This is a genomic window from Methylorubrum sp. GM97 (genome assembly GCF_024347855.1).
Taxonomy (GTDB): Bacteria; Pseudomonadota; Alphaproteobacteria; order Rhizobiales; family Beijerinckiaceae; genus Methylobacterium; species Methylobacterium extorquens.
Genome location: NZ_AP025942.1, coordinates 3,909,043 through 3,923,304 on the forward strand (window position 1 = coordinate 3,909,043; position 14,262 = coordinate 3,923,304).

Here is a 14,262-nt window from a genome sequence, read left to right on the forward strand (position 1 = left end):
TTCCAGGGCACTGCCCTGGACCCGCGAAAAGGCTCGCCTTTTCGAAATCCGGATTCATCATCACGCGCCGGCGGGCTCGCGGAAGCTGCGGTCGCGGGCCGCCGTGATCGCCGGCTCGTCGAAGCCGAGCAGCTTGCCGAGGCGCCAGACCAGGGCCTCCTCGAACTCGTGCAGATCGCCGTCGGCGCCGGCCACCGACCACGCCATGGCAAGCAGCCGCCCCCGCTCTTCCGAGCTGCTGCCGTCGCTGCCGATCAGCTCGACCAAACTCGTCATGTCGCGGGTCTGCGCCTCGAAGGTGGCAGCGCGCTCGATCAGGCTCTCGGCTTCCGCGTCGCTGGCGGCGTAGCGGCGGCGCACGAGGCGCACCAGCCGCTCGCCCTCGGCCGGGTCGAGCACGCCGTCGGCGCGGGCGACGTGGACGAGCAGCGCGGTCGCCGCGAGATGCTCCTCGCTGCCATCGGGCACCGTCTCGGCCGAGGCCGGCAGGCCGAAGGCCGAGGAGGCATAGGAGAGAAGCCGCTGAAGGAGGGCCATGTCCGTTCCCGTCCGATTTTGCGCGCCACCGTCGGTGCCGGGCGGGACGGGGTCAAGCACGGAGCGCGCCGAAGCCCGCCGATCACAGGATTTCCGGCCTCGCCGTGGTGCGGCTGCACAGGGTGCGGCCGCGGCGTGGGATGGCAAGCAAACGGGGATGGTAAGCGAGCGCATCGCGCCCGTCGCCCTTCGTTATGCTCCCGATGCCCATGCGGGCAATCCGTGGGACGATGCCGCCGCTCCCCCCAACCCGATGGCGTTTCAGCCTTACCGGCTCGGCGCCGGGTAGCGCGTGCCGTCCACGATGGCGTCGAGGGGGATGCGGGCCCAGTCGAAGGCCGCCGGCTCGGCGCGCTTGCGGCACAGGATTTCGCTGTGGCCGTACATCTCGGTGATCGGCGCGAAGCGAAGGCCCGGCCGCGCCCGGTCGGTGAAGTAGCCGACGATCGGGCTGCTCATGCCCTTGTCGATCAGCTCGAAGCCGAGGGCGTCGTTGAACAGGGCGCGCAGGCCCATGTCCGAGAACTGAAAGAAATTCCACGGCCGCTCGTGCGAGCGAAACGAGAAGTGCGTCTCGACGAAGACGTGGCCGCCGACCTTCAGGAGCTTGGCGATCTCGACCGCCGCCACCCAGGGCATGGCGAGATGCTCGAACACCGCCGAGGAGAAGATCAGGTCGAAGCGCTCGTCGTCCCCGAAATAGTGGGAAAGGCGGTGGGCATCGCCGACCACATCGACGTTCTCGCCCGCGTAGAGGTCGAAGCCGACATACTCCGCTTGGGCGAAGCGGTGGCGGAAGTTGGCGCCGGTGACGTTGCGCGAACCCACCTCCAGCACGCGCAGGCCCGGCTTGTCGAAGCGCTCCGACAGGGTGTCGATCCAGGCGCCGTGTGCCAGGTCCTTCGGCGGCGCGATGCGGTCCCGGCGGAACCTGAACGGGAGCGTGGCCAGGGCGCCGTAGGCGCGGATCAGCGAATCGGCCGCCCCCTTCAGCATCTTTGTATCCCGGCGCAGACGACCATCTCAGCGCACTGAGGCGATGCCGTCGGCGGTGGTCGAGCTGCTGACGTTCTGGCGCAGGTCCGCCTCACCCAAAGTCTTCAGCTCCAGGCGCAGCAGCACGGTCTGGTTTCGCTCGCGCACGCCGATCGCGGTGGCGATGGGCGAGACGATGTAGTTCAGCGAAACCGTGGTGCACTCGTCCTGATAGCCGCCGCCGAGGCTCAGGCCGGAGAGGTAGGTCAGGCCGGGGCTGCTGTAGACCGGGGCGAGGCCGACCGGGTTGGAGAGATAGGCGGTGTAGAGGTCGGCGAAGGTGTCGCGGGTGTCGAGGTAGCGGGTGAAGTCGACGAGCGCCGAGCCGGTGACGAACCAGTTCGGGGTGATGCGGTAGGTGGCCGAGGCCGTCACGCCCTCGCGGCGATGGGCGAAGCCGAGCGCCGGCTGCGCCTCGTAGAACGAGTAGAACAGCGAGGTTTCGAGCGGCAGGAACGGCGAGAACCGCGCGGTCACGCCGGTCTCGAACCGGTTCACGGCGAAGTCGCGCTGGTCGAAGCGGGCGCGGCTGATGAAGCTGATGTTCTGGTTGGGCGAGAGCTGGAAGCGGCCGACGAAATCCGAGCGGCGGTTCTCCAGGCCGGAATCGAGGCCGACATTGGCCAGATCCCCGCGGCGGAACGAGTTCACGCCCGCGATCTGGATCGACTCGCCGAACATCAGGTTGGCGTACCAGCCTGACGGGGTCACGACGGAATATTGCGCGCCGAGATTGGCCCGCACGCCGCCCTCGACCCGGTCGTAGCCGGAGAACTTGTCCCACTCGAACAGCGAGGTGTCGTCGAAGACGAGGCTCTGCGCGTCCTCATTGGGCAGGCGGCCGATCCGGGTCTCGGAGGGCCGGGCGATCACCTGAGCGATCGGCTCCAGGGTATGGACGCCGAGCCCGCCGAAATCGGCGACGAAGGGATAGCGGTAGTCGAGGCCGATCGCCGGCATGACGCGGCCGGAGAAGCCGTCATCGACGGTGGTGATGTTGTTCACCAAGGCGTTCTGGAAGCCCGAGCGGCTCGGGTTCACGAAGAAGGCGTCGGTGCGCAGATAGGTGAACGGCGTGAAGACCTGGCCGAAATCGTCGATGAAGCTGCGGCGCCAGGAGACCTGGGCCGAAAGCCGCGTGTCGACGCCGCCCAAACCGCGCACAATGCAGCGGTCGCGCACGAAGGTGGTGCAGGTCTCGTAGAGCGGATAGCTGATCCCGTTGACGCTCGGGGCGAACAGGTAGCTGCCGGTGCGCGGGATGCCCTGGAAGTCGGTCGCCTCGCGGCTGAGGCTCGTGACGTTGGCCTCGAACCGCACCTCGCCGCCGAGCTTGCCCGGCCCATTGATGCGCTTGTCGTAATCGATCACCGGCAGGACGACGGGCTGCTCCTTCTGCCAGTCGAAGCTCGACAGGGCCTTGAAGTAGTAGCCGCGCGCCTCGAACCACGAGCGGTCGCCCTGGCCGATCAGGTAGGCGCTCGACACCGCCTCGCGGAAATAGTCGGTGGTGATGCTCTGGTTGCGGATGCGGTAATTGTCGAGGAACCACTTGTCGGTCACGCCGACGAGGTCCCAGCCCGTGCGCCAGTGCTCGTTGATGAAGAAGCGCCCGCGCGTCTCGACCGAGCCGCGGAACTCGCGGTCGGCCGCACCCAGCGGTCCCGGCAGGAAGGCCGAGGGCGTCGATTGGAAGATGCCCGACAGGCGCAGATTGTAGCTGCCGTTATCGAGGCGCTGGCGGAACTCGGCCTGACCCAGCACGCCCTGGCGCGAGACGAAGGCCGGGGTGATCGTCAGGTCGTAGCTCGGATCGAGGTTGATGAAATACGGGGTCGCGACGCCGCTGCCGAGCGGGGTCGAGGTGATGAAGCGCGGCGTCAGGAAGCCGGTCTTGCGCTTCACCGTCGGGTCGGCGGACTCGAAATAGGGCAGGTAGGCGACCGGGATCCCACCGATTTCGAGGCTCGAATCCTCGTAACTGATCGTGTGGGTCTCATTGTTGTGGATGATCTTGGCCGCCTTGATCTGCCAGAGCGGCGGCGTCTCCGGATGGTCCTTGCACGGCTCGCAGGCGGTGTAGGTCGCGTAGTCGAAGCTCGATTGCTCGCCCGCGATTCGCTCCGCCCGCGGGGCGGAGATGCGGGTGCGCACCGTCTCGCCCTTCATCACGACGGTCTGCTGGATGCGCAGGGCCTCGACGAAGCCGTTCTTGAAGTCGTCGGTCAGCTCCATCCGCTCGCCGGTGACCAGCGCCCCGGTCTCGTCGGTGAGGCGGACATTGCCTTCGGCGAAGACGCGGCTCGTGCCGCGGTCGTAGCGCACCCGGTCGGCCTGGAGCGTGCGCGCGCCGTAATGCAGCTCGGCATTGCCGCGCGCGGTCACGGTGTTGCGGTCGTTGTCGTAGATCAGCTCGTCGGCCTCGACGAGCAGGCGCTGGCCCTTCTCGCCGGGCTTGGAGCCGGCGAGCTTCTCCAGTCCGGCCTGGGCATGGGCGCGCGGCGCGGCGAGCCCGTAGGCTGCCGTCAGCAGTGCGGCCATGGAGACCGTGATCGCGATGTCGGCGACCTTACGCAACGCGTCCCTCGAACCCTGTGCAGCCCCCTGCACGCCGATCACGATAGTCCCTTGCACGACCGAACCCGTCCCGACCCGGACAACCGTGCATCAGCCGTCCTCCTGGTAGAGAAGCGTGAGCGTACCGAGCAAGCTTCCTACCACGGCCGGGAACCATGCCGCCACTGTCGGCGCGACCATCCCCGACGCGCCGAGGCCCTCCATGACCTGCCGCGCGACGTAGAGCACGAAGCCCGCGCTCACCCCGCCGAGCACCAGTTTTCCGACACCACCAAAGCGGAAGAACCTTAAGGAAACCGTTGCCGCCACAAGGACCATCGCGAGGTAGAGCAGGGGCGTTGCCAGCAGCACATCGTACTGGAGCCGGTAGCGCGTGGCATCCAGCCCGGCCCGCTCGTGGCGTGCGATGGTCTCCGGAAGTTGCCAGAAGGGCACAGATTCCGGAGGGGTGAAGCGCTGGCGGATCTGGCTCGGATCGAGTGTCGAGGCGACGAGGTAGACCTCGTGGCTCTCGGGCGGTTCATCGCGTGTGAGAACGCGCACATCGCGCAACTCCCACCATCCGTCGTGCAGGGTCGCGCGCGCCGCCTCGAGCTGTGCGGCGAACGCACCGGCCTCGTCGAACTGGAAGACGGTGACCCCGGCCAGCGTGGTCGTGCCCTCGACCGCCGTCTCGGCCCGGATGATCGCCTGCCCGTCGATGCTGCGCTGGCGCAGCCACAGGTCCTTGCCGGTGCCGGCCTTGGTGGATTTGGCGAAGATCTTCGCCTCGATCTCGCTGGAACGCTGCTTGAGCGCCGCGGACAGGGGATTGTAGGCGCCGATGGCGAGCGCGCCGATCGCCAGCGCGACGAAGGCGCCGGGCTGGAGGAACTGCCACGCCGAGATGCCGGCGGCCCGCGCCACCACGAGTTCGAGCTTGCGCGAGAGCTGGAGCAGGGCGGCCATGGAGCCGAACAGCACCGCGAAGGGCAGCACGCTCTCGGCCACGGCGGGCGTGCGGTAGAGCGCGAGCTGCGCCATCAGCCCCGGCGAGGCGCCCTCCGCGTCGCCCGCCCGCCGCAGCAACTCGACGAAGTCGAGAGTGTAGACCAGGGCGAAGACGGTGAGGAACACGCCGAGGATGGTGCGCACGAAGCGCCACGCGAAGTAGCGGCCGAGGGTCGCTCCGATCAGCATGCCGGCACCCTCAGGCCCGTCCGGCGAGCGGGCGCCGCCGCAGGCTGCCGGCGAGCCTTCGCCCGAGCCGGCCGAACCACTCGTTCATCGCGCGGGTGCGGGCGCCGCCGAAGATCAGCAGGCAGGAGAGGGCGATCGCCCCGAGCGGCGCGGCGTAGATCGCCACCACCGCGCCGGGGCTGCGCACGGCCGCACTGCTCGCGGCAAAACCGGCAATGCGCAGTGCGATCACGCCCACGACCGCGCTGGCCACGGCCAAGCCCCGGCCCTGGCGCGTGGTGCGCGGATCGCCCAGAGCGGCGAACGCGATGAAGGCCAGCGCCAGCGGGTAGAGCCAGGCGGAGAGCCGGTCGTGGAGTTCGGCCCGGAAGCGGCCCTTCTGCAGGCGGTAATAGCCCTCGCCCGTATCGGGGAAGAGCAGCGCCATGGTCGAGCGCTCGCGCGGCTTGTAGACCGTCTCGGAATCCGGCGGCGTGAAGGCGGCGAGATCGACGGCGTAGCGCTCGTAGCTCACGATCGAGGAATCGCGGCTGTCCTTCTGCTGGCGGTGGATGCTGCCCTTTTCCAGCACGAGGTAGGTCTGCCCATCGACCTCGCTCACGCGCCCGCGCTCGGCGAGGTAGACCACCGCCTTGCCGGCCTCGCGCTTGTCCTGGATGAACAGGCCCTGGAGGGAGCCGTCGGCGCCGCGCTCGCGGAAATGGAAGGTGATGCCGTTGTCGAGCGCCGTGAACTGGCCCTCCTTGACGACGTTGGCGACGAAATCCCCCCGCACCCGGGTCAGCACGTCGCGCAGCTCCTGGAAGGAGGAGGGCATCACCTGGATCGTCAGGAAGGCGACCACGACGCTGATCGCGAAGGCCAGGGTCGCGAAGGGCCGCAGCAACTGGCGCGGTGGCATGCCGGCGGCCGACATCACGATCAGCTCGGAATCGCCGTTGAGCTTGTTCAGCGCGTAGACGCAGGCAATGAACAGGGCGACCGGAGCGATCACCGTGATCAGCGTCGGCAGCGACAGGGCGGTGATGAACAGGAAGACGAGGAGCGTCTGCCCCTTGGCCGTGACGAGGTCGAGTTCGCGCAGGGCCTGCGTCACCCAGATCGTGCCGGTGAGGCCGATCAGGCAGGTGAGGAAGGCCCCGAGCGCGATCCTGAATATGTAGCGCTCGATCTGCGTCATCCGCGCCGCCCGAACCGGTCCTTCATTCACTCACCGCGAGCGGCACCCCATGCAAGGGACAAGGCGCCGATACTGCCGGCTTCGGGCGCTTGGAATGAGGCCGTTTCGCGGCGGGGTGAACAAGGCTGGACAAGCGAGCCTCAGTGAATTTCACTGAACTGCGTTCGAACGCCGCCATAGGAGGCAACGATGCCGACGCCGACTGGGCAGATGACCGTCACACTCACCCGTGAGCTGGAGCAGTTCGTTCGCGACAAGGTGCGTGAGGGCGCCTTTGCCACCACGAGCGAGTACATCCGCGACTTGGTCCGCAGCCGCTACCTCGCGGAGAAGGACCGTGAGGCGAGGCTGCGTGCCCTCGATGCGGCCCTCGCGGAAGGCATCGCCGATGCGGAGGCGGGCCGCGTCGTTCCGGTGGGTGAGGCTTTCGCCCGCATTCGCGCCGAACTCGGCATCGACAGCGAAAGCGGCAACAGGTGAACGTCGTCCTTACCGAGGCAGCGATCGGCGATCTCGTCCGCATCGGCCGCTTCATCGGACAGGACAATCCGACACGGGCAGCGAGCTTCGTGGCTGAACTGGAGAAGCGCTGCCAGAACCTGAGCGTCATACCACGAGCGTTCCCGCTCCTGCCGGGGCGCGAAACCTCCGACATCCGCCGCCGTCCTTACGGCGATTATCTGATCTTCTATCGTCTTCAGGTGGATCGGATCGAGGTGCTGCGCGTGCTGAATGGGGCGCAGGACTATGAGGCGATCTTGTTCCCGGCCGACTGAGCGTCTCTTTCAAAACGCATGATGCCGCGCGATGCGCGAGCGCGGTGGGCCCAGCGCTTTCGCGGCCGCACCGGCTGATAGTTGGTGCGACATCCTTGAGGCGCGTTGCCTGCCGGGCTGAGACGCCACCGCGTTGCGTTCTGCGTTTCAGCGGGTACACAGGTTCGCCGGTTTTCGCGGGGCATGCGGAGGAGCCGGCGGAAGACGGGTTGAGAGCGAAGAGCATCATGGCCGGTGGGATCGAAATCACCTTTGAGCCGCTGTCGTCGCGCGGCACGGGGGGCGACCTCGTGGTGTTCGTGGGCGACGACCTCGCCCTGTCCGGTGCCGCCTCCGAGGCGCTCGGCCAGCCCGGCACCGAGCTGGTCGCCCGCGCCGCCGCGAGCGAGCGCTTCAAGGGCAAGGCGCAGAGCGCGCTGGTCCTCCCGGCCCCGGCGGGGGTGGAGGCCGACCGGCTCGTGGTGATCGGGCTGGGATCGGAGAAGGACCGGGCCAAGATCGACTGGACCGTGCTGGGCGGCTTCACCGCCGGCAAGGTCGGGGCCCGCAGCGCCCGCGTCGTGATCGACGGGCCCGGTTTCGCCGCCAGCGCCCGGGACGTCGCCGACTTCACCCTCGGCGCGCGCCTGCGCAGCTACCGCTTCGACCAGTACAAGACCAAGAAGAAGGACGAGGACGAGGCGGGTGCCGCGCTGACCCTGCGGGTCGCCGACCCGTCCGGGGCGCAAGCTGCCGCGCGGAGCGCCGAGGCGGTGGCCGAGGGCGTGATCCTCGCCCGCAACCTCGTCAACGAGCCGCCGAACGTCCTCTACCCCGAGGAATATGCCCGGCGCGTCTCCGAGCTGACGCAGCTCGGCGTCGAGGTCGAGATCCTCGACGTGGCGCGGATGAAGGAGATCGGCATGGGCGCCCTGCTCGCGGTGGCGCAGGGCTCGGCCCGCGAGCCGCGGGTGGTCATCATGCGCTGGAACGGGGCGGACGACGCCGCGGAGCCGCCTCTGGCGCTGATCGGCAAGGGCGTGGTGTTCGATTCCGGCGGCGTCTCGATCAAGTCGGCCGGCGGCATGGAGGACATGAAGGGCGACATGGGCGGCTCGGCCGCGGTCGTCGGCACCCTGCACGCCCTGGCCTCGCGCAAGGCCAAGGCGAACGTGATCGGCGCCATCGGCATTGTCGAGAACATGCCCGACGGTGCGGCCTACCGCCCCTCCGACATCGTCACCTCGCTCTCAGGGCAAACCATCGAGGTCATCAACACCGACGCGGAAGGCCGCCTCGTGCTCGCCGACGTGCTCTGGCACATCCAGGCGACCTACAAGCCCAAGGCGATGATCGATCTGGCCACGCTCACCGGCGCGATCATCGTCGCGCTCGGCCAGGACATCGCCGGCCTGTTCTCCAACGACGACGCGCTCTCAGGCCAGATCACCGCGGCCGGTGAGGCGGCGGGCGAGAAGGTGTGGCGGATGCCGCTGATCCCGGCCTTCGACAAGGCGATCGACTCGAAGTTCGCCGACATGAAGAACACCGGCGGGCGCCACGGCGGCGCGGCCACGGCGGCCGCCTTCCTCAAGCGCTACGTCAACGACGTGCCGTGGGCCCATCTCGACATCGCCGGCGTCGGCATGTCCTCCACCCCCTCCGAGATCAACCGGAGCTGGGGCGCGGGCTGGGGCGTGCGCCTGCTCGACCGGCTCGTGCGCGAACACTACGAGCGGTGAGCCGCACCGGAGCGCTCTCCGCCGGCCCGGAGGCCGGCTCGGCGGAGGCGCGTGCCGCGCGCTCGGAACGGGGCCGCCTGGCCATCGCCGCGGCGCCGCTGCTGGCGGCGCTGACCGCCCTGTTCGTCGTCTTCCTCACCGGCTTCGATCAACGCAGCGCGATGCCGCCGGACGTGGCGGCGCGGTTCTACGGCTTCTTCCTCGACCGCTACCCGCTCTTCGCCTTCGCGCTGGTCTACGGGGTCACCCGCATCCTGACTGTCATGCTGGCGCCGAGCGCCGCTTCGCTGGTTCGGCGGATCGTCGGCGGGGGGATCGGCCTCGCGCTGTTCCTGGCAGCGAGCCTGCACCCGACTTTCGGCGGCCTCGTGCTGCGGGCCGGCTTCGCCACCGGCAGCGGCGCCTTCCTCAACGGCACGCCGATGGTGATCGCCTACGCGATGGGGGCAGGGGCCGCCGCGGGCCTGTTCGGGCTGGCCATGGGGCTCGGCGCGCGTCTGGCCGGTCGGCCGGGTCCGGCGCGCAGCGGGAGCCGCTGGCGCAGGGCCGGGCGGGCGCTGCTGGGATGGGTCGCGGGCTTCCTGGCGCTGTGGTTCGCCGCCGCCGTGATCGGGCTCGCCCGCGATGCCGGGTTCGGCCCGTGGCCGCGCCGCCCGCTCGACGCCCGCGACCTCGTCGTCGCCGCCCTGGTGCTGACGCTCGCCGCCCTGCCGCACGTGCTGCTCATGGCCGCCCGCCTGCGGCCGCAGCGGACGACTCGGGTGACACCTCAAGCCGCGCGGGTGGGCGTGGCTTGATCGAACGCGCCGGAAACGCTTAAGCCACGACGGGAAGCGGTGGAGCCGGGCTGAGCCCGGCCCTCATAAGCCGCGTGCCACAGGGCAGGAGGGACGAGGATGGCGCAGGACCGGAGCGCGGAGCGTCCTTGGCTGGCCGCCTATCCCCCCGGCATTCCCGCCGATATCGACGTCGAATCCGTCGGCACGGTGGTCGATCTGTTCGACCGCAGCGTGCTGCGCTTCGCCGAGCGTCCGGCGATCACCTGCTTCGGCGCGAGCCTGCGCTACCGCGAGGTCGGCGCCGCGGCGCAGGCGGTGGCGGCGTGGCTCGCCGCCAACGGCTACGGCAAGGCCGGCAAAGGCAGCGAGACGGGTGTGGACGGCATCGGCGACCGCATCGCGGTGATGATGCCCAACGTCCCGGCCTGTCCCGTCTCGCTGCTCGGCGTGCTGGTGGCGGGCTGCACCGTCGTCAACGTCAACCCGCTCTACACCCCGCGCGAACTCGCCGCGCAGATCAACGATTCCGGCGCCCGCGTCCTCTTCGTGCTGGAGAACTTCTGCCACACGGTCGCGCAGGCGCTGCCGCAGATGCCGAGCCTGGAGCGGATCGTCGTGGCGGGCCCCGGCGACCTGCTCGGGCTGAAGGGACGGATCGTCGATCTCGTCTCGCGGCGGGTGAAGCGGGCGGTGCCGCCCTACACCCTGCCGGCCGGGCGGACCCTGCGGTTCGAGGCGGTGGTGCGGGCGGGCCGCGGCCTCAAGCGCCCCTCGGTCGCGATCGAGCCCGGCGACGTCGCCTTCCTGCAATATACCGGCGGCACCACCGGCATCGCCAAGGCGGCGATGCTGACCCACCGCAACATCATGGCCAATGTCGAGCAGAGCCGGGCGTGGTTCCGCGGCCCGGCGGGGGAGGGGGACGGACACGTGGCGGTGACGGCGCTGCCGCTCTACCACATCTTCGCGCTGACGGCCTGCTTCCTGTTCTTCTTCCGGCTCGGCGGCTGCTGCCTGCTGATCCCGAACCCGCGCGATCTCGACGGCTTCGTGAAGACGCTCAGCCGCACCCGCTTCACCAACTTCGCCGGGGTGAACACGCTGTTCAACGCGCTGAACAACCACCCGAAGATCGGCACGGTCGATTTCTCAAACGTGGAGTACGTGGTCGGCGGCGGCATGGCGGTGCAGTCGGCGGTAGCCGCCCGCTGGAAGGCGATCACCGGCCAGACCATCCTCGAAGGCTACGGCCTGTCGGAGACCTCGCCGGTGGTGAGCGTCAACCCGCTCGGGCTCGCCGACTGGACCGGGACGATTGGCTATCCGCTGCCCTCGACCGAGGTGACGATCCGCGCCGAGGACGGCACGGTGCTGCCCTTCGGCGTGCCCGGCGAACTCTGCGTGCGCGGGCCCCAGGTGATGGCCGGCTACTGGAACCGCCCGGAGGAGACGCGGGCGGCGATGACCGCCGACGGCTTCTTCCGCACCGGCGACGTGGCGGTGATGACGCCGGACGGGCAGATCCGCATCGTCGACCGGATGAAGGACATGATCCTCGTCTCCGGCTTCAACGTCTACCCGAACGAGGTCGAGGACGTACTCGCCACCCATCCGGCGGTGGTCGAATGCGCCGTGGTCGGCGCGCCCTGCGGCGAGAGCGGCGAAATGGTCGTCGCCCACGTGGTCCTGCGCGATCCGTCCGTGGAGCCGGACGCGCTCAGGGCGCATGCCCGCGCGAGCCTCACCGGCTACAAGGTGCCCCGCCGGATCGTGATCCAGGACAGCCTGCCGAAGACCAATGTCGGCAAGGTGCTGCGCCGGGCCCTGCGGGACAGCGGGCCGGCGGCGGGCTGAAGGCTCAGCCCCGGCCGCATGCGTCGGCGATCCGATCGACCCGCAACAGCGGGCGGTCGTCCGCGCTGGGAATCGGGCGCCCGATGAGGGCGAGGCAGCGCCGCACGTCCCAGATCTTCGCGATCGCGGCATGGGCGTCCGGGTCGCCGATCACCGGCGGCCGCGGGCCGTACCGGCCTCGCGCGAGGCTCCGGAAGAGCCGTTCGGCCTGTTGCAACGGCTCGTGAAACCTCGCGCCGTCACCCTCGACGCGAGGGCGCCGGCAGGCTTCACGGAGGATACTTCAGGCAGAAAACTGCGCCCGGCCGGAGCGGATTTCCGGGCTATTGTGCAGTGCGGAACTGTGTCCGCCAGCGATCATTGCCCCCGGTGTGGTCCTTCCGGCGAAGGGATCTCGGGCGAAGGGACCTCGGCGACGCGGGGGCCTCGCCCGGCTCGCATCCTTCGCCGGCAGGATCGGCCGCGAGAGGATATCGATGGCGCAAGCCCACGCATTCTTCGACGAGCTGATCGGTTGGATCGTCCAATGGCCCTGGTGGGTGGCGAGCCCGATCCTGGTGGCCGGCTGCTGCGCGCTGGTGCTGCCTCTGCATGGGGTGGCCTATCGCTTCGCGCAGAGGGCGGTGAGCGGGAAGAGCCTGTTCTGGCGCTCGCTAGTGTCCCGCACCCGGGGGCCGAGCCGGCTCGCGCTGCTGGTCATGAGCCTGACGCTCGCGGTCTCCACCGCGCCGCTCACATGGCAGATCCGGCTCGTCCTCAATCAGGTGCTGCTCGTCGCTTTCGTGACGCTCGCGGGCTGGACCTGCGCCACGGCGATCCACATCGCCACCGTGATCTACCTGCGCCGGTTCAAGCTCGATGCGGAAGACAACCTGCTCGCCCGCAAGCACTTCACGCAGATGCGCATCCTCGAGCGGGCGGCGCTGACGCTGGTGGCCATCGTTACCATCGCCATCGCGCTGATGACCTTCGAGCCGGTGCGGCAATACGGGGTGAGCCTGCTCGCCTCGGCGGGCGCGGCCGGGCTGATCCTCGGGCTGGCGATGCAGCCGGTGCTCTCCAACCTCGTGGCGGGCATCCAGATCGCCATCACCCAGCCGATCCGGATCGAGGACGCGGTCATCGTCGAGAACGAGTGGGGCTGGGTCGAGGAGATCAACGCGACCTACGTCGTCGTGCGGCTGTGGGACTGGCGCCGCCTCGTCCTGCCGCTGACCTACTTCATCCAGAAACCGTTCCAGAACTGGACCCGCGAGGGCGCTTCGCTGATCGGCTCGGTGTTCCTTTACGTCGATCACCGGGCGCCGATCGAGGCGATGCGCAAGGAATTGCGGCGGATCGCCGGGGCGTCCCGGCTCTGGGACGGCAACGTGGTCAACCTGCAAGTCTCGGACGCGCGGGAGGGCGTGATCGAGCTGCGGATGCTGGTGAGCGCCCGCAACGCGCCGCAGACCTGGGATCTACGCTGCGAGGTGCGCGAGAAGATGATCGGCTTCCTGCAGAAGGAGCATCCCAGCGCCCTGCCACGCCAGCGGGCGGAATGGGTGAATCCCGATCCGCCCTATCCCGGTGGCCAGGCACGGCCCGAGACCGGCAACGAGACCGGCATCCGCGGCGAGCGCCCGCTCCAAAGCGATCCCCGCGCCGCGGCGGCCTGAACGAAGAAGGGCCCGGTGCGGTCGATCCGCACCGGGCCCTTGTTCTTTCCGTCGAGAGCAGCGGCTCAGCAGCTCGCGTGGCCGCACTGGCGGATGTCGCTGATGGTCTTGCGCATCGGCTCGACGCCAACCGCGCCGGGCAGGATCTCGTCGCCGATGACGAAGGCGGGGGTGCCCGAGAGGCTGAGCTTATCGCCGAGGCCCACGTTCTCGGTGAGTGCGGCCTTTACCTCCGGCCCCTGCGCGTCCTTCTTCAGGCGCTCCACGTCGGCACCGAATTCCTTGGCCACCGCGATCGCCCGCTCGCCGTTGATGCGGCCCTTGGTCTCGAGCAGCTTGGCGTGGAAGTCGAACATCTTCTCCGGCTTGAGCTGGAGCTTGGCCGCGAGCGCGATCCGGCTCGCCTCCAGCGACTCGGCGCCGAGCACGGGGAAGTCCTTGAGCACCACGCGCAGCTTCGGATCAGACTTGATCAGGGTCTGCACGTCGGTGAACGCCTTGCGGCAATAGCCGCAATTGTAGTCGAAGAACTCGACCACGGTGACGTCGCCGTTCGGGTTGCCGGCGACGATGCCGTAGGGCGAGTTCGTCAGCGCCTCGCGCGACTCCTTCAGCGCGGCGGCCTGGGCGAGCTTCTGCGTCTCTTGGGCGCGGCGCTCACCCTCGGCGATCGCCTCCTGCAGCACGTCCGGATTCTTGACGAGGTAGTCCTTGACGATCCCCTCGATCGCCTTGCGCTGGGCGTCGGTGAAGGGGGCGGCATCCTCCGCGCGGGCGCCGACGGCCGCACCGAGCGCAAGCCCGCCGGCGAGGGCGAAGACGGAAACGGAGCGGAAGAGCTTCATCGATACCTCGAAATGCATGTCGGGGACGACATCCCGGCCGGGACCAGCGACACGGCGTTCACACCGGCCCCGCCGACGAAACTATGGCACGGCGCATCCGCCGCGCCGACCCGAATCTGAT

13 protein-coding genes are annotated in these 14,262 nt (G+C 69.2%); 6 read left to right on the top strand and 7 right to left on the bottom strand.

Going from position 1 to position 14,262, the window contains the following annotated elements; translation table 11 throughout:
• Positions 1 to 60: 60 nt before the first annotated feature.
• The 5 genes from MSPGM_RS18310 to lptF all read right to left on the bottom strand — a co-directional run bounded on the left by MSPGM_RS18310 (position 61) and on the right by lptF (position 6,508).
• Positions 61 to 537, bottom strand: a complete 477-nt coding sequence (locus MSPGM_RS18310; RefSeq protein ID WP_261925823.1) for a TerB family tellurite resistance protein — start codon at positions 535 to 537, stop codon at positions 61 to 63.
• A gap of 267 nt (positions 538 to 804) precedes the next feature.
• Complete coding sequence (locus MSPGM_RS18315; protein WP_182569742.1) at positions 805 to 1,533, bottom strand: class I SAM-dependent methyltransferase; 729 nt, start codon at positions 1,531 to 1,533, stop codon at positions 805 to 807.
• A 27-nt stretch (positions 1,534 to 1,560) separates the two neighbouring features.
• Positions 1,561 to 4,191: an LPS-assembly protein LptD gene (locus tag MSPGM_RS18320; protein WP_056153562.1), complete on the bottom strand. Its 2,631-nt coding sequence runs from the start codon at positions 4,189 to 4,191 to the stop codon at positions 1,561 to 1,563.
• Between the two features lie 48 nt (positions 4,192 to 4,239).
• Positions 4,240 to 5,328 (bottom strand): LPS export ABC transporter permease LptG, encoded by a 1,089-nt coding sequence (gene lptG / locus MSPGM_RS18325; RefSeq protein WP_003604387.1) that lies wholly within the window; start codon positions 5,326 to 5,328, stop codon positions 4,240 to 4,242.
• A 10-nt stretch (positions 5,329 to 5,338) separates the two neighbouring features.
• Positions 5,339 to 6,508 (bottom strand): LPS export ABC transporter permease LptF, encoded by a 1,170-nt coding sequence (lptF, locus tag MSPGM_RS18330; RefSeq protein WP_261925824.1) that lies wholly within the window; start codon positions 6,506 to 6,508, stop codon positions 5,339 to 5,341.
• 189 nt (positions 6,509 to 6,697) lie between these two features.
• Here lptF and MSPGM_RS18335 point away from each other — a divergent pair, with 189 nt between their 5' ends.
• The 5 genes from MSPGM_RS18335 to MSPGM_RS18355 all read left to right on the top strand — a co-directional run bounded on the left by MSPGM_RS18335 (position 6,698) and on the right by MSPGM_RS18355 (position 11,638).
• A complete protein-coding gene (locus MSPGM_RS18335; RefSeq protein WP_261925825.1) occupies positions 6,698 to 6,988 on the top strand; it encodes a type II toxin-antitoxin system ParD family antitoxin in 291 nt (96 codons plus the stop codon).
• On the top strand, positions 6,985 to 7,284 hold the full coding sequence (locus MSPGM_RS18340; RefSeq protein ID WP_261925826.1) for a type II toxin-antitoxin system RelE/ParE family toxin: 300 nt from the start codon (positions 6,985 to 6,987) through the stop codon (positions 7,282 to 7,284). The genes MSPGM_RS18335 and MSPGM_RS18340 overlap by 4 nt, the downstream gene beginning before the upstream one ends.
• Positions 7,285 to 7,511: 227 nt before the next feature.
• A complete protein-coding gene (locus MSPGM_RS18345) occupies positions 7,512 to 9,005 on the top strand; it encodes a leucyl aminopeptidase (RefSeq protein WP_015951930.1) in 1,494 nt (497 codons plus the stop codon).
• Positions 9,002 to 9,802 carry a hypothetical protein gene (locus MSPGM_RS18350; protein WP_261925827.1) on the top strand — a complete coding sequence of 267 codons (801 nt, stop codon included), beginning with the start codon at positions 9,002 to 9,004 and terminating at the stop codon, positions 9,800 to 9,802. Before MSPGM_RS18345 ends, MSPGM_RS18350 begins: the two co-directional genes overlap by 4 nt.
• A 99-nt stretch (positions 9,803 to 9,901) precedes the next feature.
• Entirely contained in the window at positions 9,902 to 11,638 is a 1,737-nt protein-coding gene (locus MSPGM_RS18355) for an AMP-binding protein (protein WP_209688425.1), read from the top strand.
• A 4-nt stretch (positions 11,639 to 11,642) separates the two neighbouring features.
• Here the strand turns inward: MSPGM_RS18355 and MSPGM_RS18360 are convergent, their stop codons facing one another.
• Positions 11,643 to 11,792, bottom strand: coding sequence for a hypothetical protein (locus MSPGM_RS18360; protein WP_209688424.1), 150 nt, complete (start codon positions 11,790 to 11,792; stop codon positions 11,643 to 11,645).
• Positions 11,793 to 12,114: 322 nt separating this feature from the next.
• On the opposite strand from MSPGM_RS18360, the gene MSPGM_RS18365 reads away from it, so the two are divergent.
• Positions 12,115 to 13,296, top strand: a complete 1,182-nt coding sequence (locus MSPGM_RS18365) for a mechanosensitive ion channel family protein (RefSeq protein WP_209688423.1) — start codon at positions 12,115 to 12,117, stop codon at positions 13,294 to 13,296.
• Positions 13,297 to 13,361: 65 nt separating this feature from the next.
• Here the strand turns inward: MSPGM_RS18365 and MSPGM_RS18370 are convergent, their stop codons facing one another.
• On the bottom strand, positions 13,362 to 14,141 hold the full coding sequence (locus MSPGM_RS18370; protein ID WP_261925828.1) for a DsbA family protein: 780 nt from the start codon (positions 14,139 to 14,141) through the stop codon (positions 13,362 to 13,364).
• Between the last annotated feature and the right edge of the window lie 121 nt (positions 14,142 to 14,262).

Coding starts and splice junctions, on each gene's coding strand:
- MSPGM_RS18345 (WP_015951930.1), top strand. CDS start 7,512: ATGGCCGGTGGGATCGAAATCACCTTTGAGCCGCTGTCGTCGCGCGGC.
- MSPGM_RS18315 (WP_182569742.1), bottom strand. CDS start 1,533: ATGCTGAAGGGGGCGGCCGATTCGCTGATCCGCGCCTACGGCGCCCTG.
- MSPGM_RS18365 (WP_209688423.1), top strand. CDS start 12,115: ATGGCGCAAGCCCACGCATTCTTCGACGAGCTGATCGGTTGGATCGTC.
- MSPGM_RS18310 (WP_261925823.1), bottom strand. CDS start 537: ATGGCCCTCCTTCAGCGGCTTCTCTCCTATGCCTCCTCGGCCTTCGGC.
- lptF (WP_261925824.1), bottom strand. CDS start 6,508: ATGACGCAGATCGAGCGCTACATATTCAGGATCGCGCTCGGGGCCTTC.
- lptG (WP_003604387.1), bottom strand. CDS start 5,328: ATGCTGATCGGAGCGACCCTCGGCCGCTACTTCGCGTGGCGCTTCGTG.
- MSPGM_RS18335 (WP_261925825.1), top strand. CDS start 6,698: ATGCCGACGCCGACTGGGCAGATGACCGTCACACTCACCCGTGAGCTG.
- MSPGM_RS18355 (WP_209688425.1), top strand. CDS start 9,902: ATGGCGCAGGACCGGAGCGCGGAGCGTCCTTGGCTGGCCGCCTATCCC.
- MSPGM_RS18370 (WP_261925828.1), bottom strand. CDS start 14,141: ATGAAGCTCTTCCGCTCCGTTTCCGTCTTCGCCCTCGCCGGCGGGCTT.